Consider the following 22,318-nt stretch of genomic DNA (forward strand, 5'->3'; position numbering starts at 1 on the left):
TCGGGAGGTCGTGCCTGTCAGGGCGTCTTGCCGGATGCGGCGCCGGTATCCGGCAGCAGGGTCGAGGTATAGCCGGCCAGCCAGTAGACGGTCAGGCCAATCCATTCCCGCACGGCGAGATCGGCCAGCCGCAACCCGCTGGAAAAGCTGTGAAACGGCAGAAAATCGGCGGCTTCATCGCGCGTGTAATAGTCGACCGGGTAGGGCGTGACGTAAAAACCCTCATGCTGGAACACGCCGGCGGAGCGCGGCATGTGAAACGCCGAGGTGACCAGCAGCCAGCGTTCGCCACGCGCCGGCGCCACCAGTTCACGGGTGAAGGAGGCGTTCTCCCTTGTGTTGCGGGAGCGCTCCTCAAAAATCACCCTGTCGCCCTCCAGCCCCATCTGCGACAGCAGCAGGCGGACGGCGTCCACTTCTCCCGCGCCGCGATCAAGCCGGATCAGCCGTCCGTCGCCGCCGGAAAACACCACCCGCGCATTGGGGTAGCGCCGGGCGAGGGTAACGGCGGTCGTCAGGCGCGCCGCGGCGTCGTTGAGCTTGATCTGCCCCCGGCGCAAATGGGCCGAGCCGCCCAGCACGATGATGCCGTCCACCCGTCCCGGATCGTCCATGGCGACAGGCGGATAGTGATTTTCGAGGGCGCGCATCAGCAGGCGCGGGACCGGGCTGGCCGAGAAAATCAACAGGCCCGTCACCGCCACGAGGCTCACGGCCAGCCCGGTGCGCCGCCAACCCAGCAACAGCAGCGCCACGCCGATGGCGCTGAGGGTAATCAGCAGGTTGGAGGGCGTGGCGAAGAACCAGAGAATCTTGGAAATGGGAAAAAACATGCCGCTCCCCGAAAGCCTCCCGTATGTCGCGCCGGCATATGGCCGGCGCGACAGGCTTCAGTGAAGCATCAGGGGGTTAACATCCCGGGCTCCCCCCAGGCTCAGTCCCACTGTGGCGCGAAGGCGGGATTGATCAGCCGGCCATCGGGGCGGGCCAGATTGCTGATGCGGGCCATTTCAATGTCGCCCAGTTCGAAGTCGAATACGGCGAGATTGTTGCGGATGCGTTGTGGCGTCACCGATTTGGGCGCGGCGATCACCCCGGGCTGCTGGACAAGCCAGCGCAACACGATCTGCGCCGGCTCGCGGCCGTGCGCTTCGGCGATGGCGGTGACCACCGGATCGGCCAGCAGCGCGCCGCGGCCCAGCGGCGAATAGGCCGTGAGCGACAGGCCGTGCGCGGCGCAGGCGCGGATCAGCCGGCCCTGGTTGAGCAGGGGATGGTACTCCACCTGGTTGGTGACCAGCGGCTCCTCGCTGAGGCGCACCGCCTCTTCGATCAGCGGAATGGTGAAATTGGAAACGCCGATGTGGCGGGTGAGCCCCTCGCGCTTCGCCGCCACGAGGCCGGCCAGGGATTCGGCCAGCGGGACGTCCGGGTTGGGCCAGTGCAGCAGCAGCAGATCGACGGGGCCGGAATCAAGCCGGCGTACGCTGTCCGCCGCAGAACGCAGCACGGCGTCGCGGGCCATGTTCTCGCGCCACACCTTGGTGGTGACGAAAAACTGGTCGCGAGCCACGCCGGAAGCCCGGATGCCTTCCGCCACCTGGGCCTCGTTGCCATAAGCGGTGGCGGTGTCGATGTGACGGTAGCCGCTGCGCAGCGCCTCTTCGACGGCGCGGGCGCAGGCGTCGTCGGTGGATTGCCAGGTGCCGAGGGCGATGGCGGGGATTTCGGCGCCATTGGCGCGCACGACGATCTGGCCGTTATCGATCCGGCTTTCGGGCGGCGTGGTCATGGGGGCTTGTCCTTGCTGGAGGCGGCGTTCTGGCCAGTGGTCCCGCGTTGCGGCGCCCTCAGGTCTGGGGGCGGTTCCGCATGGCCTCTGCCTGGGCGTAAAACTTCTTTTCCCACTCTTTCTGATTGCCGGCGCCCTCACGGATGAATGGCGTGAACACGGCGACATTCAGCAACAGCCAGTTGAAGAAGCTCGCCGGGAAGCGGAGCGGCTTGACGAAATCCACGAACAGCACGACGCGGGTTTTGTCCGTATGGTTCCACGCCTCATGCTCGTAGGCGTCATCGAATACCAGCGCCTTGCCTTCCTCCCAGTGGCAGACCTGGTCGGACACGCGGATCGCCAGCTTGTCGCGTGGCTCCGGCACGATCAGGCCGAGATGCAGGCGCAGCACGCCGTTGTAGGGGCCGCGATGCGGCTTCAGGTGCTTGCCAGGCTCGAAGATGGAGAACATCGCCGTCTTCAGGCCGGGGATCTTCTGCATGATCCGCCAGGTTTCCGGGCACTGTTCGATGTTGCGCCCGGACTTCAGGCCGTAACCGGCGAGGAAGAAGGTTTTCCAGCGGCTGTCGTCGCTGATGGTTTTCACGTCCGGCGACAGTTCGTGGAAGCTCGGCAGTTCGGACTGGCGCGCCAGCACCTTGTCGAGCTCGGCGCGGATCAGGGGCCACTCCCGCTCGATCTCCGCGACCCAGGGGAAGGTCGCCTTGTCGTACACTGGCGGATTGCCAACCTTTGAATGACGCAGATTGAGGCGCTCGACCCGCTCCACAATGCCCATCAGCAAACGCGTCACCAGTCCGGGGCGCTCCATGGCTTCGATGCCGGCGGTGCCAAAGTTTTGTTCGGGCTTGCCTGTGGCGGATGGGGGAACTTGCTGGGTCACGATCTGATCCGGAACTTGTGGTGCATGGCGTCGCCGTGGCGCTTGCGCCAGCTGGCGCGGACGCCACGGCGAACGATCGCGCGGATGTTGCATCCGCCAACCGCCGTTTGGCAAGGCGCGGGCCGAAGAAAGCCGGAGAGAAGACGGGAGAGCCAGGGTGCGGAGATTGCAGATAAAAACCGACCATGTGACGGAAACATGTCGTCATGACGCGCAAGGGTAACAGGGCGTTGCAGGATGGCGTGAACCGGCCAGGCGACGCCCGCGCGCCTGATCACAACCTCAGGGGCGGGCCAGTTCCGGCGCCGGCGGAGGCAGGGCGCACGGGAGCCTTTTCGACCCATTCTGATCGGAAAAGGCTCCCGTACGTCCTTTGTTTTGAGCGAACTCTGGTCGATCCGGCGCCGCAGTCTGCGGGAGAGTGCTCTGGCCCGGCCGCAAACCTGTTCTTGAGGCGGCCTCGTCCTGCGAGAGCACTGGTTATGTCTGGGCGCCGTGGCGGCGTGAAAAGAATGAGTTAGCGCTTTGGTCCGGATGATGGCGCCCTGCGGGTGTTGGCGCATGGCGCGCGCCCCACCCGGGTGTCCTGGGGGGGCGAGGACGCCTTTGACGCCCCTGCGCCGTCGCCGCCCACAGCGCCCGCCGCGCCGCCGACTGCACCGCCCGCCGGCCGGCCAATCTGCTAGCCAGCGCGCGATCCGGCGCTCGGGCCCTGTCCAGCGCCGCGCACGACGCCCCGGACTAACGCCAGTGACGACATCAGCGCCTGCGCCATCGCTGCGATGGCAGGACGCCATGCATATCTGGTCAGGGACTATCTGTTGATGAGATTCATGATGTCGTCCATCGCCGCCGCCGGCCAACCTGTGGTTGCGCCGGCGGCTCCTCGCGTATGGGCGTTTTTGCGGGAGGCAAGCCGCTTCCGGTGGAGCTGGTTCTCCGGAGGCGGCTTTGGCTCTCTGGCCTGACGCACTCTCCTCACGGCCAAAATGCGTGCTCTTCCCCGAAATCCTCAGGACCTATTTGGCGAAACGGCCTTCATATTTGAATTGCGGCGCCGCCTTCAGCTGCTCCTTTGTCGCGTTCATGCGGGCGTTCCATTTCCTGTCGCTATCGTTCCACGTCACCGCCAGCGCGGTTGGCGCGACCGCGACATAGTGCGTGCCAGCGCCCAGAAAGCCACCCACCGAGAGGATGTAGGCGTTGACGTTGTGGCCGTCGATCACGACATCGGCAATCTCACCCACGGTTTCATCGCCGGCGTTCTTGACGTTGAGGCCTTTCAGGCTGCTGTAAACAGCCGGGCCTTCTTCAATGGTCAGAAAAATCGGTTTCGTTGTTGGCGTTGGTGCTGTTTGGGCAAGAGCAGCTCCAGAAAGTGTGCCTGAAACCATCAGAATAGCGGCAACAGATCCTGCAAGCTTGTGCATTGTATTTCTCCTGCAATTGGTATTACGTTAGGTCAACCAATGGCAGTGGAGTTTGTTCCGGATTTTTGTGTCCAGGTTGCATGACGGCGTGCTGATGTGGGCCTGAAACGATAACAGCCCGGCGGGGGAAACCCGGCCGGGCTGTCGGTTGCAGCTTGTGGGCGCGAAGCGGGATCAGCCCGCCTTGTTGAACAGCTCGCGGCCGATCAGCATGCGGCGGATTTCGCTGGTGCCGGCGCCGATCTCGTACAGCTTGGCGTCGCGCAGCAGGCGGCCGGTCGGGTAGTCGTTGATATAGCCGTTGCCGCCGAGCAGCTGGATGGCGTCCAGCGACATCTGCGTGGCTTTTTCGGCTGCCAGCAGAATGGCGCCGGCGGCGTCCTCGCGGGTGGTTTCGCCCCGGTCGCAGGCGCGGGCGACGGCGTAGACATAGGCGCGGCAGGAACTCAGCGCCACATACATGTCCGCCACCTTGCCCTGGATGAGCTGGAAAGCGCCGATGGGCTGGCCGAACTGCTTGCGCTCATGGATGTAGGGCATCACCACGTCCATGCAGGCCTGCATGATGCCGAGCGGGCCGGCGGCCAGCACGGCGCGCTCATAGTCGAGGCCGCTCATCAGCACCTCGACGCCGCGCCCCACCTGGCCGAGCACGTTCTCCTCGGGGACCTCGCAATCCTCAAAAATCAGTTCGCCGGTGTCCGAGCCGCGCATGCCGAGCTTGTCCAGCTTCTGGGCGGTGGAGAAGCCCTTCATGGTCTTCTCGATCAGGAACGCGGTGATGCCGCGCGGGCCGGCGCCCGGATCGGTGCGGCCGTAGACGACCAGCGTATCGGCGATGGGGCCGTTGGTGATCCAGAATTTCGTGCCGTTGAGAACGAAGCGGTCGCCCTTGCGCTCCGCCTTCAGCTTCAGGGACACCACGTCGGAGCCGGCGCCGGTTTCCGACATGGCGAGGGCGCCGACATGCTCGCCGGACATCAGCTTGGGCAGATATTTGCGCTTCTGGGCGTCCGTGCCATTGCGGCGGATCTGGTTGACGCACAGGTTTGAGTGGGCGCCGTAGCTCAGGCCAATGGAGGCCGAGGCGCGCGAGATCTCCTCCATGGCGATGCAGTGTTCGAGATAGCCGAGGCCCGTGCCGCCATACTCCTCCTCAACGGTCATGCCGAGCAGGCCGAGCTCCCCCATTTGCGGCCAGAGATCGCGGGCAAACGCGTTGGTGCGGTCAATCTCTTCGGCGCGCGGCGCGATCCTGTCCTGGGCGAAGGCAGACACGGTGGCCCGGATCTGGTCCGCGGTCTCACCGAGATCGAAGTTGAAGCCCGGCGAATTGCTGATGGCCATGTTTCCTCTCCTGAAGTCCGGCCCCCCACTGGATACGCAACCGCGTTCCGCCGCCAGGGGCCAGTCGCCGGACAATACAGCGCGCCAGCCGTGGATCGGCAAGCCCCTGTTGGGCGATGACGGCAACCGAGGCTGCAAGTGGGGCTGCAAGTGGGGCTGCAAGTGAGACAGCGGCGGGAGGGCGGATGGATGACGGGGCGGATGGGGCCTGATGCGAAAAGGGGGCGTCGCCTGCGCGCCGCCCCCGAATGTCCGTCGCCGCCGCCGGCTGGATCAGAGATCGCCCTTGGTGAACTTTGTCCACATGTCAGCGGTGCCGAAGAAGGCGTTGCGGTCCACGGCGCCCTTGATGCCTGGCACGCGCCCGGTGGTGGTGTACTGCCAGAAATACCAGCGGCGATCGTAGCGCATGTGCGGCTCGGCCGCCGTGCTGCGGATCCACAGAGGATACTGCTCGAAACCGCCTTCCTGCAGCACGTCGCGGAAGAAGGGGATGTCGGTGTAGATCACCGGCCGCTTGCCCGTATGCTGGTAAAGCGCGTTGAGCATCACCTCCATCATCTGGTGAGCCTCGGCGCGCGAGACCCGCTTCGGACAGGTCTTCGAATGGCCGTTCCACTCCACGTCGAGCACCGGCGGCAGCGCGTCCGGGTCCTTCGGGATATGCTGGATGAACCATTCCACCTGCTCGCGGGCGGGACGGCACCAGTAGACGAAGTGATAGGCGCCGCGCCACACGCCGGCATCTCGCGCGCCATACCAGTTGTCGAGGAAGCGCGGATCCACATGATCGCCGCCCTCGGTCGCCTTGATGAAGGCGAAGGTGGCGCCGGCCCGGCGCACTTCGCGCCAGTCGATGTCACCCTGCCAGCGGGACACGTCGATGCCGTGAACCGGCAATTTGAGCGCCTTCGCCACCCCCGGGTGGGGGCGCGCGTCGGTCATTTCGCCGAAGACCATGGACGACTGCTCCGCCGCGCATGAGGCGAGAACGGCGGAAGCCAGCGCCGCCGCGATTGCGCGGGCGCGGAACTTGCTGGCGAGGGCCTTGCCAAACGCGCGCGGAAGCGCCGCGGCAGACCGGAGGCGGGATGCTGTGCGGACCATGGATTTTCTATGTCTGCGAAATATTGACGGAGCCTTACCGGACAAGGTGAACGGCGCGTGTCGCCGCCAGGTCGGACGTGCGCTTTACGAGCCATGGCCCAGTTCCGGCGTTTTGTCATCTGGATGAGCTGTAGCCTATTGACCGGCGCATCAAATTAAACCTAAATTCAACCTGTAGGCGATCCGAGTTGTATAAATTAATTTCCGCGTCAACTTCTGATAATTATTCAGGGAATATTGCCATGTCTTCAGATGTTACTTCAGAACGAATCCGGCGCGCTTCCCGGAAACTGTTTGCAAGGCGCGGAGTTAATGGCGTCTCTGTGCGGGAGGTGGTGGCTGAAGCGGGCGCCCGCAATAATGGCTCCATTCACTATTATTTCGGATCCAAGGACGCCCTGGTGAAGGAACTGGTGATGGAGGGCGCGCGGGCCATCGACGAATACCGCCGCAAGGCGCTTGATGGGCTTGAGGCGGGCGTCGCGGCGCCCGATCTGCGCGCCATCACGGCCATCCTCGTTGACAGCATGCTGGACGACGCGGATGAGCGGCTTGAAGGTTACGCCCGGTTCCTCGCCGGCGTGCGGCTGAACCAGCGCCATCTGGCCAACAATCCGCTGGAGGGACGCTGGAGCGCCGGAACGCGCCGCTGTTACGCGCATCTGCGGCGCCTGCTTCCGGGGTTTCCGGAGACGGTGCTGTTGCAGCGCTTCACCATTTCCCAGGCGCATATCGTTGCGGCCCTCGCCGAGCGGGACGCGGTGCGCGAACTGGCCGCCAGGCCTGACGCGCCGGCAGACATCCTGGAAGGCGCGACGTGGTGGGCCAGCCGTCTCGCCATTGACGATATCATCGACACGGCGGTGGCGCTGATGGTTACGCCAGCCCGGCCTGGCGCGGCCCTGTCGAATGCAGGCCTGGTCGCCGCCTCGGTCCGGGGGTGGACAGGCGAGGCCCAATAACAATGCCGTTGAGCGGGTCGGGCGGCGGCGCCGCCCGCCCGGCGCCGTTGCGTCAGTGCAGGATCAGGCCGCCGTCGACCGGAATCGACTGGCCGCAGACATAAGCGGCGAGCGGCGAGGCGAGAAACAGCGCGACGCCGGCCATGTCCGCAGGCAGGCCCAGACGGCCCATGGGAATGCCGCGCAGGGAGGCGGCCAGCCGGTCCGGGTTGTTTGTGGTCACCTTGGTCAGCTTGGTGTCGACCAGGCCGGGCGCGATGCCGTTCACCCGGATGCCGTCCGGCGCCCAGGCCTCGCCCAGGGTGCGCACCAGACCGACGGCGCCGGCCTTGGAGGCGTTGTAGGCCGGGTTGCCCTTGGTGGAATGGAAAGCGGCGGTGGAGCTGATCATGATCAGCGATCCGCGACTGGCCGAGAGCATGTCGTGGAATTTGATGTTGACGGCCATCAGGCTGTTCAGGTTGATGTCCATCACCTTCTGGAAGCCGTCCATTTTGAACTCGCCCCGCCGGTAGATGACGTAGCCCTGCGACTGGATCAGCACGTCGAGGGTTTCAAATGGCGGCTTGTGGGCTTCCACGGCGTCGAAATCGGCGACGTCGACCTGGGAATAGTGCAGCCCGGTGAGATCGCAGCCTTCGTCTGCTTTGTAGTCAGCAGCGCTGGCGCGCGTGCCCCAGACAAAGACATTGGCGCCCTTTTCGCGGAAAGCCTGGGCGATGCCATTGCCGATGCCGCTGGAGCCGCCAACCACGAGCACGTTCTTTCCGGTGAAGTCGAGTTCATTCATCTGGCGTCTCTCCCTGCGCGCGTCGCGCGTTGTCCTGGTTTTTGCGCGGCGGGCCGCAAGGCGCATCGCGATTGCTGCTGTTTTTGAACAGGCGCCCGCTGTCGTCAAGCCATTGGCCGGTCATGGCGCGGATCGTGAAGAACTGCGCTGGAAGTTTTGAAAATTTGTGTTTAGCCTCGCTGGATTGCTGTTGCAGGCGGCGCGACAGCAGGTTTCGGGGGCGGCGGATCTCCGGTTCACAAAAAGCCGTGGCAACTTTCAGGGATGGAAACAATGATCGCACGACGCGCGTTTCTGCTCGCGGGCATCGCAGGCGTCGCCATGGCCGCGACGGCCGCAGTGGCCGCCGAGAAAAAATACGGCCCCGGCGTATCGGACACCGAAATCAGGCTTGGCCAGACCATGCCCTACAGCGGTCCGGCCTCGGCCTACGGCATCCAGGGCACGGTCGAAGCCGCCTACTTCAAAAAGCTGAACGAGAAGGGCGGCATCAATGGGCGCAAGGTCAACCTGATCTCGCTCGACGACGCCTACAGCCCGCCGAAGACGGTTGAACAGACGCGCAAGCTGGTTGAAAACGAGAATGTGCTGGCGATTTACGGGACGGTCGGTACGCCTGGAAATACGGCCACGCATAAATATCTCAACAGCAAGAAAGTTCCGCAGATCCTGATCTCGACTGGCGCCGCCAAGTGGAACGATCCGAAGAACTTCCCGTGGACGACCTCCTTCTTCCCGCTCTACGACGTGGAGGGGGCGATCTATGGTCGCTACATCGTCCAGAATATCCCGAACGCCAAAATCGCCATTCTGTCACAGAATGACGACGCCGGACGCGATTATGTGCGCGGCTTCAAGGAGGGGCTCGGCGACAAGGCCAAGTCCATGGTGGTAGCCGAGGCGACCTACGAAGTGACCGACGCCACCGTCGACTCCCAGATGGTCAAGCTGAAGAATTCTGGCGCCAACGTCTTCTATCTCATGGCGACGCCGAAATTCGGCGCCCAGGCGATCCGCAAGAAGCACGAGCTGGACTGGAAGGCGCAGACCTTCGTGGTGAGCGTGGCCGCCTCCATCGGTTCGGTGCTGAAGCCCGCCGGTTTCGAAGCCTCGCAGGGCGTTATCACCGCCACCGCCCTGAAGACGCCTGGCGATCCGAAGTGGAAGGACAGCCCGGACATGAAGGCCTACGCCGATTTCATGAAGAGCATCGGCATGGAGAACATGTTCACGGATTCCAGCGCCGCGCTTGGCTATCTGTCAGCCACGCTCATGCACCGGATGCTGGAAGCCGCGGGCGATGATCTCACCCGCGAGAACCTGATGAAGCAGGCGACCAACCTGAACATGAAGGATCTGCCGATTCTGCTTCCTGGCGTCACCATCCACACGACGCCGGAGAACTTCTCCGCCTTCAACACGCTCATGCTGCAGCGTTTCAAGGGCGAAGGGTTCGAATTGTTCGGCGAGCCGATCTCGGCGCAGAAGAAGCACTGAGCAAACAGACAGGGCCAGGCCGCGCAAGCCTGGCCCTGTCGTTTTTGGGTGCGTCCGGCTGGCGCGACATGATCCTCCTGACGACCGGAGTTGCAACAAACGCCTGACTGCATGAAAGGGAAGGAACGGGATGAAGCGCATAGCCCTGCTCGCGGCGCTGGCCGCCGTCGCCATGACAGCATCGCCGCTGCTCGCCGCTGAAAAGCACCCTCAGAAGCAATCGGAAAAACACTACGACCAGGGCGCCACCGACACCGAAATCAAGATCGGGCAGACCCTGCCGTGGAGCGGGCCGGCCTCCGCCTACAGCGTGGAAGGCATGGTCCAGCGCGCCTATTTCGACAGGACGAACCAGCAGGGCGGCGTCAATGGCCGCAAGATCAACTTCATTTCGCTTGACGACGCCTACAGCCCGCCGAAAACCGTCGAGCAGACGCGCAAGCTGGTGGAGCAGGAGGGGGTGCTCGCCATGTTCGCCGCGATCGGCACGGCCCCCAACATTGCGGTGCACAAATATCTCAACAGCAAGAAGGTGCCGCAGATCCTGATTCTGACCGGCGCCTCGCGCTGGAATGATCCAAAGAACTTCCCCTGGACTATGGCCTTCTATCCGCTCTACGACATGGAGGGGATGATCTTCGCGCGCCACGCGCTGAAGGCATGGCCGAACGGCAAGATCGCCATCCTGTCCCAGAATGATGACGCCGGACGCGACTATGTGCGCGGTTTCAAGGAAGGGCTGGGCGACAAGCTCAAGTCCATGGTGGTGGCGGAGGCGACCTATGAGGTTACTGACCCCACCGTCGATTCCCAGATCGTCAAGCTCAAGAACTCCGGCGCAGACGTCTTCTTCCTGATGGCGACGCCGAAATTTGGCGCCCAGGCGCTGAAAAAGGCCCATGAGGTGGCGTGGAAGCCGAAGACCCTGCTGGTTTCCGTCGCCTCGTCCATTGGCGGCGTGCTGAAGCCCGCCGGGCTCGAAGCTTCCCAGGGCGTCATCACCACGGCCACCTTGAAGACGGCGCTTGACCCGGCGTGGAACAATTCTCCCGACATGAAGGAATACATCGACTTCATGAAGGCTTCGGGTCTGGAAAAATACATTACCGACCGCTCCGCTTCGCTGGGATACGTGTCGGCGGCCCTGATGCAGCGCGTTCTGCAGCGCTGCGGCGACAATCTGACCCGCGCCAATATCATGAAGCAGGTCAGCAGCCTGGATGACAGCGATCTGCCGCTGCTGTTGCCTGGGGTGAAGGTGAAGACCACGCCAGACAATCTCAGCCCCTTCGGAGCCATGCGCCTGCAGCGCTTTGAAGGCGAGGGCTGGGTGCTGTTCGGCGACGCCATTTCGGCGCAGCACTAGAGCGTCTTGTGGCCAGACGGAACCGTCTGGCCGATCAGATTTCGCCCAAACCGGGGCGCTGGCCGGGCCATGATGATCGGGGGCGGCTCCAGCGCCTGTCAGACGGCCGGGCATGATGCATCGCATGCGCACCATCATGCGAGCATGCTGGCCATGCGGCGTCCGGGACTTTGAGCATGGAGCGACCGCTTACATTTCGGGCTCCATTGTTCATTCAGAAAAGCGCGCAAAAGAACGCGCCATGCAGCCGGAGCCGGTTGTTGGGGAGACCCAGGACCGGAGCCCGGCGGGACGGACCTTGCCGGCGCAGACGCGCAAACCGGGCAAGACGGAAAAACCAGACAAGGGAGGATATTCAGGCATGTGGAAACGGTCAGTGTTGTTGGCGGGCCTGCTGGCGGCCGGCGTTGCCAGTCAGGCTGGAGCGACCGGCGCGGGGGAAAAGAAATACGGGCCGGGGGCGTCAGATACGGAAATCATTATTGGCCAGACCATGCCCTATAGCGGCCCCGCTTCGGCCTATGGCGTTCAGGGGATGGTGCAGCAGGCCTATTTTCGCAAGGTCAACGAAAAGGGCGGGATCAACGGCCGCAAGATCAGGCTGATTTCCCTCGACGACCATTACAGTCCGCCGAAAACCGTTGAGCAGACGCGCAAGCTGGTCGAAAGCGAGCATGTGCTCTTCATCTATGGCAACGTCGGAACCCCGAGCAATACCGCCATTCATAAATATCTGAATGGCAAAAAGGTGCCGCAGGTCCTGATTTCCACTGGCGCGCGCAAGTGGAATGATCTGAAGAATTTTCCATGGACCATGGCGTTCTACCCGTCATACGACATGGAAGCGCATATCTTCGCCAACCATATCATGAAGACGAAGCCGAATGCGAAGATCGGCATTCTCTACCAGAATGACGATTTCGGACGCGACTATCTCGCCGGCTTCCGGGACGGGCTGGGCGACCGGCTCAAGGACATGGTCGTTGCCGAGGCCAGCTATGAGATCGCCGACGCCACGGTCGACTCGCAGATCGTCAAGCTGAAGGCGTCGGGCGCCGATACGCTGTTCACCATCACCACGCCGAAGTTCGGCGCGCAGACCATTCGCAAGGTGTATGAGCTGGACTGGAAGCCGATGCATGTCATCGTTTCGGTGTCCGCGTCGATTGGCGGCGTGCTGCGCCATGCGGGGCTCGACAAGTCGAAGGGCCTGATCACCGCGATCGCCTACAAGACCCCGCATGACCCCCTGTGGGACAAGTCCCCCGATATGAAGGAATTCATCGCCTTCATGGAAGAGGTGGGCCTGCGCGAACGCATCATCGAAGGCAGCGCCATCATCGGCTATATTTCTGCCGTGCAGTTGCATCGCATGCTTGAGCGGGCGGGGAACAATCTGACCCGTGAGAACATCATGAAGATGGCGACCAGCATTGATGAACCATCGCTGCCGATGCTGTTGCCTGGCGTCGCGGTCAAGACGACGCCTGATGACGTCAATGCCTTCCGCTCCTTGCGGTTGCAGACGTTCAACGGCGAAAGCTGGGCGCTGCAGGACGATCTCGTCGGCCGTTGAGCAGCTTGCCGGCGCCGGTTGAACATGGGCCGCCCGTTTCCACGGGCGGCCTCCTGCCTTTTCGGGGCGCGCGGATCGGCGTCGCGACTTGCGCGGAGCGCTCCGCTCCAGGCCCCGCCAGGGAGGCAGGCCCCGCCAGGGAGGCAGGCCCCGCCAGGGAGGCGCGCCCCGCCAGGGCGCGCGTTCAGTCCCGATGATCGGATGGCGGCCCGGGTGGCGCGCCTGCCCGTTGCAGATGCGCGCGGGACGCCCGCTTCCCGCGAAGGGCTATCCCCAGGCCCGCGCATGGCTGTGTCTGTTGCCAGTTGATCTGATCATCGCTTTGCTGTCCCCTGTCATGAACTAAAGGCTAAAGTTAAAGGCCTGCCGCGTCGGCTCCACACAGGATGGTCGGGCGGCGCCGGCAGCAGGGCGACGACGGCGGCAACCCCCGCCGTGCGCCACGGGAGGAACACGATGGGTCAGATTATCAGCGGCGATCGCCGCATCACGACCGAAGCGCTCATGGAGCGGGCGGCGCGGGCGGCGACCGGCTTCCGTGAACTGGGCGTCGGTCGCGGCGATACGGTCGCGGTCTATCTGCGCAATGATTTCGCGTTCTACGAGGCCAGCTTTGGCGCCGGCATGGTCGGGGCCTATTCGGTGCCGGTCAATTGGCACTACACGGAAAGCGAGGCCCGCTACCTGTTCGAGAACAGCGAGGCCCGGGCCATCGTCATTCACGCCGATCTGGTGGCGGGCGTGCGCGGCGCGTTCCCACAGGGCGTGCCGGTGTTCGTGGTCGAGACGCCACCGGAAATTCGCGCCGCCTATGGCGTTTCCGAAGAACAGGGCCGCATTCCCGACGGCATGACCAACTGGTCGTCCTGGCTGGAAAGCCACGCGCCGCTGGCCGACCCGCCGCAGGATGCGCCAGGCTCGATGATCTATACCTCGGGCACCACCGGCAACCCCAAGGGCGTGCGCCGGGCGCAGCCGAGCGCCGACCAGGCGATGATGACCCAAGTGGTGCTGTCGCGCGCCTTCGGCTTCTATGGCGAGACCGACCTGAACAGTCTCGTGACCGTGGTCACCGGGCCGATGTATCACTCGGCTCCGAATGCTTACGGCTCGATCCTCGCCCGTCTGGGCGCCAACGTCGTGCTGCAGCCGCGCTATGACAGCGAGGAACTGCTGCAACTGATCGAGCAGCACCGGATCACCCACATCCACATGGTGCCGATCATGTTCAACCGGCTGCTGCGCCTGCCGGACGAGGTGAAGAACAAATACGACCTGTCGTCGCTGCGCTTCATCGTGCATGCCGCCGCGCCGGTGTCGCCGCCCATCAAGCGGCAGATGATCGAGTGGTGGGGGCCGGTCATCAATGAATATTACGGCTCGACCGAAACCGGCAGCGTCACCTTCTGCACCAGCGAGGACTGGATGCGCTATCCAGGAACGGTGGGGCGCGCCTTCCCGGAATCGACGGTGAAAATCCTTGACGCGGAGGGCAATGAACTGCCGCCCGGCGAGATTGGCGACGTGGGGGCCCGCACCTTTGGCCTGGCCGATTTTACTTACCAGCTCGATGACGCCAAGCGCGCCAGCTCCGAGCGCAGCCAGCTGATTCTGCCCGGCGACGTTGGCTATATGAACGAGGACGGCTTCCTGTTCCTGTGCGACCGCGCCAAGGACATGATCATCTCCGGCGGCGTCAATATCTATCCGGCAGAGATCGAGGCGGCGCTGCACCGCATGCCCGGCGTCGCGGACTGCGCCGTGTTTGGCGTTCCTGATGACGAATACGGCGAGGCGGTGCTGGCGGTGGTGCAGCCGCAGCCGGGCGCGGACCTGACGGGGCAGGACGTTCGCACGTGGCTGCGCGGCGAGATCGCCGGCTACAAGGTGCCGAAGCAGGTGGACTTTCTCGCCGACCTGCCGCGTGAGGACAGCGGCAAGATCTTCAAGCGCAAGTTGCGCGATCCCTATTGGGCCGGCGCCGGCCGCCAGATCTGAAGCATCACCCGTTTCAGGCGGGCCTTGTCCGCCTGAAACCCGCGCACGCCAAAACCGGCGAGCGCACAATAAACAAATGACAGGGCGGCAGCCCCGGGGGGCGAGGCCGTTCTGCGACAACGGAGGAAGCAGCTCGTGTCAGACACCGCCCAGCCAGCCGTCACGGTTGAAAAAGCCGGCGACCATATCGCCCTCGTCACCATCAACCGCCCGGAGGCGCGCAACGCTGTCAACGGAGCCGTCGCCCAGGGGCTGGAAAAGGCGGTGCGCGACACCGAAGCGGATGACGACATCTGGGTCGTGATCCTGACCGGCGCGGGCGAGCAGGCGTTCTGCGCCGGCGCCGATCTCAAGGAGGTTTCGGCGGGACGTCGCGGCGGCATCGCCACGGAAGCTGGCGGCTTTGGCGGTTTCGTCCACATGCCGCGCAGCAAGGTGTGGATCGCCGCCGTCAATGGCTTCGCTCTGGCCGGCGGCCTCGAAATCATGCTGCGCTGCGACATGTCGGTGGCCTCCGAGCGGGCGGCCTTTGGCCTGCCGGAAGTGATGCGCGGCCTCGTTGCTCTGGCCGGCGGCATCTATCGCCTGCCGCGCGCCATTCCGCGTAATATCGCCATGGAGCTGATCGCTACCGGCGGCCGGCTTGATGCGAAGCGCGCCGGTGAGTTTGGTCTGGTCAACCGGGTGGTTCCGCACGGGAAGCTGCTTGAGGAAGCCAAAGCCCTGGCGACGACGATCTGCGCCAATGCCCCGGTGGCGGTCCGCGAGAGCCTCGCCGTTGCCCGGCAGGCCTACGATCTCAACGACGCCGAACTGCGCAAGCTCAGCGAGGAGGCCGGCGCGCGCAACGCCCAGACCCTCGACTACAAGGAGGGCCCGCTGGCCTTCGTTGAAAAGCGCGCGCCGCGCTGGCAGGGCCGCTGATCATGCGCGCGGGAGCCTATCGCTTCCCCGTAGCCGACGGCGTTGTCTTCGGCGCTCCATGGCGGGAAGCGTTTGCCGCAGAGGTGCGGCGCGGCGGGTTCTCGCGCGTTTTTGCCCTGGTCAGCGGCAGCCTGGCCCGGGCGCAGGACCTGGAGAGTGGGCTGCGCGCGGCTCTGGGCGAGACGTTTGCCGCCATGCATTCCGGCATTGGCGCGCATTCGCCGCGCACGGATGTGGCGGAAGCCGCGCGCCGCGCCCATGAGGCCGGCGCCGACGTCATCGTGGCGATTGGCGGCGGCTCGGTGATTGACGCCGCCAAGGTGATGCAGCTTTGCCTTGCCGCTGGCGTGTTCACGGCCGATGGCTTCGACGCCATCGTCGGCGGCGGCAAGCCGGTGCATGGCCAGGGCCTGGCGACGCGGGTCATCGCCTTGCCCAGCACGCTCTCGGGGGCGGAGTTCACCGCCTTCGCCGGCGTCACCGACACGGCGCGCCGCCGCAAGGAGATGTACCAGCACCGGCAGATGACGCCGCTGACGGTCATTCTCGACCCGGCCCTGACCCGCGACACCCCGGCCGAGCTGTGGCTGTCCACCGGGGTGCGCGCCATTGACCACGCGGTGGAGGACCTGTGCTCCATCAACAGCCAGCCGCTGGCGGACGCCGCCTCCGTGCGGGCGCTGGGGCTGCTGGGCCACGCCCTGCCGGCGACGCGGCGCGATCCGGAAGATCTCTCCGCCCGGCTCGACGCCATGATCGGCGTCTGGCTGTCGATGGTCGGCAGCCAGGGCGGGGTGGAGAAGGGCGTCAGCCACGCCATCGGCCATGTGCTCGGCGGGACGTTTGGCGTTTCCCACGGCGTCACCTCCTGCATCACGCTGCCCCACGCCATGCGCTGGAACGCGCCTGTCACCGCCGGGAGATTGCCGGAGATCGCCACGGCGCTGGGGCGCCCGGGTGCGGACGCCGCTGACATCGTCGCGGAACTGATCAGGGGGCTGGATTTGCCTCATACCCTGGGCGCCGTCGGCGTGACGCGCGACCAGGGGCCGTTGCTGGCCGAACTGACCATGCAGGATCGCTGGACCGGGACCAATCCGCGCAAGGTCAACGGCCCGGGCGATATTCTCGACATTCTGAAAGACGCCTGGTGAGAGCGTCACGCACAAGAAGAAACAGGGAGAAACATCGTGAAGCGTTTTGAAGGCAAGGTGGCAGTCATCACGGGCGCGGCGTCCGGCATTGGCCGCGCCACGGCGCAGCTGTTCGCCAGCGAAGGCGCCCAGGTGCTGGCCGTGGACCGGCCGGAATCGGAAATCGGTTCGGCCCATGCCGGCCACGCCAACATTGTGACGCTGGCCAAAAGCGTCACCGACGCGGATGCGCCGGAGGCGATGCTGAAGAAGGTGCAGGAGACTTTCGGCGGCGTCGACATCCTGTTCAACAACGCTGGCGTCAGCGGCCGGTCGCTGGCGGAGGAAACCACCGACGACGAGTGGCATCGCCAGATGAACGTCAATGTCACGGCGCAGTTCCGGGCGTCGCGGACCTTCATTCCGGCCTTGCGCGAACGGGCCCAGCAGAAGGGCCGGGCGCGCATCATCAATACGGCGTCGGTGATGGCGTTCGATACGGATATTGGCCTGACCGCCTACACCGCCTCCAAGCACGCGGTGGCTGGCCTGACCAAGACCCTGGCGCTGGAGCTTGGCAAATTCCGCATCACCGCCAATTACCTGATGCCGGGCGCCATCCTCACCGGCATGACTGGAGCCTCTTTCGCCAACCCGGAGATCGCCTCCATCTGGGCGAAGAAGGCGGCGCTGCGCCGCCTCGGCCAGCCGGAAGACATGGCGCGGGCCGTGTTCCTGCTGGCTTCCGACGAGGCCGACTTTATCACCGGCCACGGCCTGGTGGCTGATGGCGGCCTGACCCTGCGCACCTGAGCCCAGGCGTCAGGACTTCAGGCCTTCTGGCGACAATGACCCGCCGGAGGCTGACCAAGTGGCGGCGGCGTCCTGATTGCACGGGACCCCGTCGCACACGAAAGCGGACAGGGGCATGGCCCGCGGCGCCGGGTTCGCGGGAGATCCCTGGATTGTTTGAATTTTGATGCGTTCTTCCTGGCGCGAAATGACGCCCACTTCGTTGGAAAACGCTTGAAGGATTGGCGCGATGGCGGAATTCAGGGTTGGCGATATCACCGTGTCCCGCGTGGTGGAAATGGAGACGACTGGCGGCAGCAAGTTCATTTTGCCCCAGGCGACGCCAGACGACATTCTCCGGATCGGCTGGCTGGAGCCGCACTTCGCCGACGAACGCGGCCGGCTGCGCATGGCGGTGCAGACCTTTCTGGTCGAAACCCCGGATGCGCGCATCCTGGTGGATACGGGGCTGGGCGCGAACAAACAGGGCCGCCATGTGCCGCACTGGAACAACCGCACCGATCCATTCCTTGATGTGCTCGCCAACGCCGGCGCGCCGGCCGATACGGTGGATCTGGTGATCAACACCCATCTGCACGTCGACCACGTCGGCTGGAACACGGTGCTCGAAGGCGACCAGTGGGTCCCGGCGTTCCGCAAGGCCCGTTACATCATGGGCCGCGACGACTTCAATTACTGGCGCGACCAGCAGGAAGACACCGAACACCGGGCGGTGTTCGATGATTCCGTGGCCCCCATCGCCGCCGCTGGCCTCGCCGATCTGGTGGGCGACGGCGACGAGATCGCCCCCGGCGTTTCGGTGGTGGCGACGCCTGGCCACAGCATCGGCCACATGAGCATCCTGCTGCGTTCGAAAGGCGAGGAGTTGCTGCTGGGCGGCGATGTGATGCATCACCCTTGCCAGATCGCGCGGCCGGAATGGTCTTCCACGGCGGATTACGACCAGACCCAATCGGCGCAGACCCGGCGGGCGTTGTTCGATCGTCTGGCTGACGCTGGCACGCCGCTGCTCGGCGGCCATTTCACCGGGGCGGGCCGTGGCCGCGTCCGTCGCGAGGGCGACAGTTTTCGCCTGGATATCGTCTGAAGGCCCACGTTCGCTCTGAGGGGCGCCTTGCGCCAACGCGTCTTTGCGCCGACGCGTCCTGGCGCCGCCTGATCAGATATCCGTACGCGGAATTGCAGGTTAGCATGACGTTTGGTCATATCCCGTGGGTGGGATGCCTGCGCGGAGGTGAGCGGCGCCCTTTTTCATTCGGGGTTTCCGCGCTGGGGGCCTTTGCAGGAATTTTTTAGAGGAACCTGGCTGAAAACAGGTTCGGGGAGCGGATCATGATCTGGGCGTCACACGTCGTCGCGGGCCAATCTGGCCCGTACCGGTTCCGCACGATCGGGATCAGGGGAATGGTTCTTGCCCTGGCGATGGTCACGGGTGGTGCGGCCAGCGCCGCCGGGGCGTGCGTTGACCTGCCTGATCTGGCCACCGGCGGGGCGCTGACGACGGCGCTGGTGCGGCAGGGCGTGGCCAAAACCCATTTTTACAAAGGCTTGCCCACGGACAAGGCCTCGGCATGTCCCGGTTTCTCGGACAAATGCCGGGAGAAGGCGTTTGTGGTTGCTGGCGACCGCGTCATCGTCTCGGGCGCCGTGGGTGATTTCGTTTGCGCCCATTTCGTTGCGCCGCGCAATCGCGACAAGGAGACTTTTCAGGAGATCGTGCGCTCCGGCTGGCTGACCAGCGCTGATCTGGCGCCGGAACCGCCGGCCAGGCCGCCAGTCTGGATTGGCGAGTGGCGGCGGGTGGAGGCCAGCATCGCCATCAAGGCAGCCGCCACGCCGGGAATGCTCGCAATCAGGGGGGAGGCGACCTTCGGCTCCATGGACCCTGACCGGGTGAAACGCGGCGCGGTCAATGTGGGCGAGATCTCTGGCGACGTAACGCCAGTGGACGGCGGCCTGTCTTTCGCCATGGGCGACAAGGGCGCCGTCCCGGTGACGAAGGCGGCGGAGACAGATTGCAAGGTGTGGATGCGTCGCGTCGGCCCGTGGTTGCTCGTTGATGACAATCGCCAGTGCGGCGGCGTCAATGTTTCTTTCAGTGGCCTCTACGCGCGGCAGGGCAGATAACAACAAGGCCATATCGCGCGGATGTAGGCGGATTCGCGCCGCTGAAAGCGCCATGCGCATCCGCGATAGGAAAGCGCGACTTTCTCACGCCAGTTCCGTGATATCGCGATCGTGGCGGGTTGGCTGCCCGATCTCTGGAATATGGACTGCCGGGCGGGCGCGGCGTCGGAGGCTTTTGAAGCGGGCGCCGTGGCAGAGGATGTCATGCGCGCGGCGAGACACTCTCAGATGTCGACCGCGATGATATGCCATCGTGGCGGCCTGGAGCAGTCATCCCGGGTAGCAGAGTTTCGTCTGGCGACGCGAAACGCCCCAAGAACGAATTCTGGTAACACCAGCGGTAACAAGGCTTAATTTTTTAGGAGAGGAGCTGACCGCAACCACTTGAAAAATAAGTGGTGCCCAGGGACGGAATCGAACCGCCGACACTGCGATTTTCAGTCGCATGCTCTACCAACTGAGCTACCTGGGCAACCGGTCCGCGGAGTGTTCTTCCGCGTTGGTGAGGCGCTTATAGGCGGGGGCGGGGCGGGTGTCCAGTGGGGGCGGGGGCGGAAACCATCACGCTATCCACAGAATGTCGCGTGGTTGCGACAGCGACGCCGCATCGGAAATACGCCAGACACCGTCTTTTGTCGGATGGACAGACTCTAAGCCGTTCAGTTTCTTGACTTGTCGGCGCCTCGCCGGTAGCCGTCCCGCAGAGGCGCTGCGATCGACAGCAATTGTGGATCACATGGCATGGCGGGCTGTTCGCCGGGCGATGCATGTGGGAGCACGGCGTTTTCGGGGACGCAACGGCCGGGTTGCGCGTGGAAACGCGCCAAAGCGCCAGGATGGCGCGCTGGTCTGTTGCGTTGTCTCGCTGCGTTTTCGTAGCGCGGTTTTCCGGGCGGGTCCGGGCCGGATGCGCTACTGGCATGTCGCGACGCGTATATCGCGGCTTGCGTGATGCAGGTTGCATGTGGCTGCCTGATCGCCCGGATTGACTGGTTGTCTGGCGCACAGGGCCGGGTCAGCGAGGGCGACCAGACCTGTCGCGGGTTTCCGGCCAGGCCGGATTTGGGGGCATTGTCCATGCGGCTATCGCGTCGCATGGACAATGTGGTGAAACGAGGGGTCAGGGACGTTCCGGCGCGCATGGGCTGGCGTTTTCTGACGGGGCAAGGCTGAGGCCAGGGGAAAAGCATGAAGAAGGCATTCCGGATTGCGGCGTTCACCGCCGCCGTGACCATCAGCGTCAGCGCGCTTGGGCTCATCGCCTCGGGCAGCGTTGCCCGCGCTGCCGATCCGGTGCGCATTGGCGTCACCGTATCGAGCACGGGCCCGGCGGCTTCGCTTGGCATTCCCGAGGCCAACGCGGTGGCGCTGCTGGCGAAGGAAGTGGCGGGCCATCCGGTGCAGTACATCGTGCTGGACGATGGCACCGACACCACCAAGGGCGTCGCCAACATGCGCAAGTTCATCTCCGAGGAGAAGGTGGACGCGGTTGTCGGCTCGTCGGTGACGCCGGTCACTTTGGCCATGGTCGAGGTCGGGGCCGAGAACAAGGTGCCGGTGGTGTCGCTGGCCGCCAACGCCAAGATCGTTGAGCCGGTTGATGACAAGCGCAAATGGGCCTTCAAGACCCCGCAGAACGATCGCCTGATGGCGAAGGGCATCGCTGACCATATGGCGGCCAGCGGGGTTAAGTCCGTGGGCTTTATCGGTTTCACCGACGCCTATGGCGAGGGTTGGCTGGAAGAAATCAAGCCGGCGCTGGAAGGCAAGGGCATCAAGCTGGTGGCCGTGGAGCGCTACAACCGCCCGGATACCTCGGTGACTGGCCAGGCGCTGAAGCTGATGGCGGCCAAGCCCGACGCCATCATGATCGCCGGCGCCGGCACTCCGGCCGCCCTGCCGGCCCGCACCCTGAAGGAGCGCGGCTTCAAGGGCCCGATCTACCAGACCCACGGCGCCGCCAACAATGACTTCCTCCGCGTTGGCGGCAAGGACGTTGAAGGTTCGGTGCTCCCCGCCGGCCCGGTGCTGGTGGCCGATCAATTGCCGGACAATCACCCGTCGAAGAAAATCGCCCAGAAGTTCATCGCCGACTATGAAGCCAAATACGGCAAGGGCTCGGTCTCGACCTTCGGCGCGCACATGTATGACGCCGGCCTGCTGCTGCAGGCGGCGATTCCGGCGGCGCTGAAGGTGGCAAAGCCCGGCACGCCGGAGTTCCGCGCCGCCTTGCGCGACGCCATCGAGAACGCGAAGGATGTGGTCTACACCCAGGGCGTCGTCAACATGACGCCCACGGATCACGTCGGTCAGGACGATCGGGCCCGCGTCATGGTGCAGATCAAGGATGGCGCCTGGAAGCTGCTGCCCGCCAGCAAATAAAGCGCAAGGCGCTCAACCGGCGGCGTCATGGCGCCGCCGGCGCGTCCGACAGTCAGGCCCCTGCGCCGTCGCCGGGGCCTGATCGTCCGGTGAGCCGCGCAGCCCGGCGATGCCGGCGCTTTCCCCAGGGCCTGCCGCCGGGGCGAACCTGGCTTTCGCCTGGGGCGAACTGGCCTCCTGCGTGGGAC

The 22,318-nt window shown here is 64.7% G+C and carries 19 protein-coding genes and 1 tRNA gene; 11 read left to right on the forward strand and 9 right to left on the reverse strand.

The features are described from left to right. Nucleotides 1–17 precede the first annotated feature (17 nt). The 6 genes from ACERNI_RS14500 to ACERNI_RS14525 all read right to left on the reverse strand — a co-directional run bounded on the left by ACERNI_RS14500 (nucleotide 18) and on the right by ACERNI_RS14525 (nucleotide 6,562). Nucleotides 18–833, reverse strand: coding sequence for a YdcF family protein (locus ACERNI_RS14500; RefSeq protein WP_448833966.1), 816 nt, complete (start codon nucleotides 831–833; stop codon nucleotides 18–20). Between the two features lie 101 nt (nucleotides 834–934). Then, nucleotides 935–1,792 carry an aldo/keto reductase gene (locus tag ACERNI_RS14505; protein WP_448833967.1) on the reverse strand — a complete coding sequence of 286 codons (858 nt, stop codon included), beginning with the start codon at nucleotides 1,790–1,792 and terminating at the stop codon, nucleotides 935–937. Nucleotides 1,793–1,850: 58 nt separating this feature from the next. Continuing rightward, nucleotides 1,851–2,678 carry an aspartyl/asparaginyl beta-hydroxylase domain-containing protein gene (locus ACERNI_RS14510; RefSeq protein WP_448833968.1) on the reverse strand — a complete coding sequence of 276 codons (828 nt, stop codon included), beginning with the start codon at nucleotides 2,676–2,678 and terminating at the stop codon, nucleotides 1,851–1,853. 1,019 nt (nucleotides 2,679–3,697) lie between these two features. Continuing rightward, nucleotides 3,698–4,108, reverse strand: a complete 411-nt coding sequence (locus tag ACERNI_RS14515) for a PRC-barrel domain-containing protein (RefSeq protein ID WP_448833969.1) — start codon at nucleotides 4,106–4,108, stop codon at nucleotides 3,698–3,700. Between the two features lie 174 nt (nucleotides 4,109–4,282). Further along, complete coding sequence (locus ACERNI_RS14520) at nucleotides 4,283–5,455, reverse strand: isovaleryl-CoA dehydrogenase (protein ID WP_448833970.1); 1,173 nt, start codon at nucleotides 5,453–5,455, stop codon at nucleotides 4,283–4,285. A 273-nt stretch (nucleotides 5,456–5,728) separates the two neighbouring features. Beyond that, the gene (locus ACERNI_RS14525) at nucleotides 5,729–6,562 is read right to left on the reverse strand and encodes a glycoside hydrolase family 25 protein (RefSeq protein WP_448833971.1); all 834 of its coding nucleotides are present in this window, start codon (nucleotides 6,560–6,562) and stop codon (nucleotides 5,729–5,731) included. A gap of 242 nt (nucleotides 6,563–6,804) precedes the next feature. Between ACERNI_RS14525 and ACERNI_RS14530 the strand changes: the two genes are divergently transcribed. Next, complete coding sequence (locus tag ACERNI_RS14530) at nucleotides 6,805–7,524, forward strand: TetR/AcrR family transcriptional regulator (protein ID WP_448833972.1); 720 nt, start codon at nucleotides 6,805–6,807, stop codon at nucleotides 7,522–7,524. Between the two features lie 52 nt (nucleotides 7,525–7,576). On the opposite strand, the gene ACERNI_RS14535 is transcribed toward ACERNI_RS14530, so the two are convergent. After that, the gene (locus ACERNI_RS14535; protein ID WP_448833973.1) at nucleotides 7,577–8,314 is read right to left on the reverse strand and encodes an SDR family NAD(P)-dependent oxidoreductase; all 738 of its coding nucleotides are present in this window, start codon (nucleotides 8,312–8,314) and stop codon (nucleotides 7,577–7,579) included. After that, entirely contained in the window at nucleotides 8,307–8,597 is a 291-nt protein-coding gene (locus ACERNI_RS14540) for a hypothetical protein (RefSeq protein ID WP_448833974.1), read from the reverse strand. The genes ACERNI_RS14535 and ACERNI_RS14540 overlap by 8 nt, the downstream gene beginning before the upstream one ends. On the opposite strand from ACERNI_RS14540, the gene ACERNI_RS14545 reads away from it, so the two are divergent. The 9 genes from ACERNI_RS14545 to ACERNI_RS14585 all read left to right on the forward strand — a co-directional run bounded on the left by ACERNI_RS14545 (nucleotide 8,588) and on the right by ACERNI_RS14585 (nucleotide 19,748). Beyond that, a complete protein-coding gene (locus ACERNI_RS14545; protein ID WP_448833975.1) occupies nucleotides 8,588–9,811 on the forward strand; it encodes an ABC transporter substrate-binding protein in 1,224 nt (407 codons plus the stop codon). The two genes, ACERNI_RS14540 and ACERNI_RS14545, sit on opposite strands and share 10 nt — an antisense overlap. A 130-nt stretch (nucleotides 9,812–9,941) precedes the next feature. Further along, entirely contained in the window at nucleotides 9,942–11,177 is a 1,236-nt protein-coding gene (locus tag ACERNI_RS14550) for an ABC transporter substrate-binding protein (protein WP_448833976.1), read from the forward strand. 361 nt (nucleotides 11,178–11,538) lie between these two features. Continuing rightward, a complete protein-coding gene (locus ACERNI_RS14555) occupies nucleotides 11,539–12,753 on the forward strand; it encodes an ABC transporter substrate-binding protein (protein ID WP_448833977.1) in 1,215 nt (404 codons plus the stop codon). A gap of 456 nt (nucleotides 12,754–13,209) precedes the next feature. Continuing rightward, the gene (locus ACERNI_RS14560) at nucleotides 13,210–14,751 is read left to right on the forward strand and encodes an acyl-CoA synthetase (protein WP_448833978.1); all 1,542 of its coding nucleotides are present in this window, start codon (nucleotides 13,210–13,212) and stop codon (nucleotides 14,749–14,751) included. A gap of 135 nt (nucleotides 14,752–14,886) precedes the next feature. Continuing rightward, nucleotides 14,887–15,675, forward strand: a complete 789-nt coding sequence (locus ACERNI_RS14565) for an enoyl-CoA hydratase-related protein (RefSeq protein WP_448833979.1) — start codon at nucleotides 14,887–14,889, stop codon at nucleotides 15,673–15,675. Between the two features lie 2 nt (nucleotides 15,676–15,677). Beyond that, nucleotides 15,678–16,829 carry an iron-containing alcohol dehydrogenase gene (locus tag ACERNI_RS14570; RefSeq protein ID WP_448833980.1) on the forward strand — a complete coding sequence of 384 codons (1,152 nt, stop codon included), beginning with the start codon at nucleotides 15,678–15,680 and terminating at the stop codon, nucleotides 16,827–16,829. Nucleotides 16,830–16,865: 36 nt separating this feature from the next. Then, complete coding sequence (locus tag ACERNI_RS14575) at nucleotides 16,866–17,621, forward strand: SDR family NAD(P)-dependent oxidoreductase (protein ID WP_448833981.1); 756 nt, start codon at nucleotides 16,866–16,868, stop codon at nucleotides 17,619–17,621. 229 nt (nucleotides 17,622–17,850) lie between these two features. Next, nucleotides 17,851–18,708 carry an MBL fold metallo-hydrolase gene (locus ACERNI_RS14580; protein WP_448833982.1) on the forward strand — a complete coding sequence of 286 codons (858 nt, stop codon included), beginning with the start codon at nucleotides 17,851–17,853 and terminating at the stop codon, nucleotides 18,706–18,708. Between the two features lie 317 nt (nucleotides 18,709–19,025). Beyond that, nucleotides 19,026–19,748: a hypothetical protein gene (locus tag ACERNI_RS14585; RefSeq protein ID WP_448833983.1), complete on the forward strand. Its 723-nt coding sequence runs from the start codon at nucleotides 19,026–19,028 to the stop codon at nucleotides 19,746–19,748. A gap of 396 nt (nucleotides 19,749–20,144) precedes the next feature. On the opposite strand, the gene ACERNI_RS14590 is transcribed toward ACERNI_RS14585, so the two are convergent. Beyond that, nucleotides 20,145–20,220, reverse strand: a tRNA-Phe gene (locus ACERNI_RS14590). A gap of 716 nt (nucleotides 20,221–20,936) precedes the next feature. Here ACERNI_RS14590 and ACERNI_RS14595 point away from each other — a divergent pair. After that, nucleotides 20,937–22,130 carry an ABC transporter substrate-binding protein gene (locus ACERNI_RS14595; protein WP_448833984.1) on the forward strand — a complete coding sequence of 398 codons (1,194 nt, stop codon included), beginning with the start codon at nucleotides 20,937–20,939 and terminating at the stop codon, nucleotides 22,128–22,130. Nucleotides 22,131–22,318: the final 188 nt, after the last annotated feature.

It is taken from the genome of Camelimonas sp. ID_303_24 (assembly GCF_053543495.1).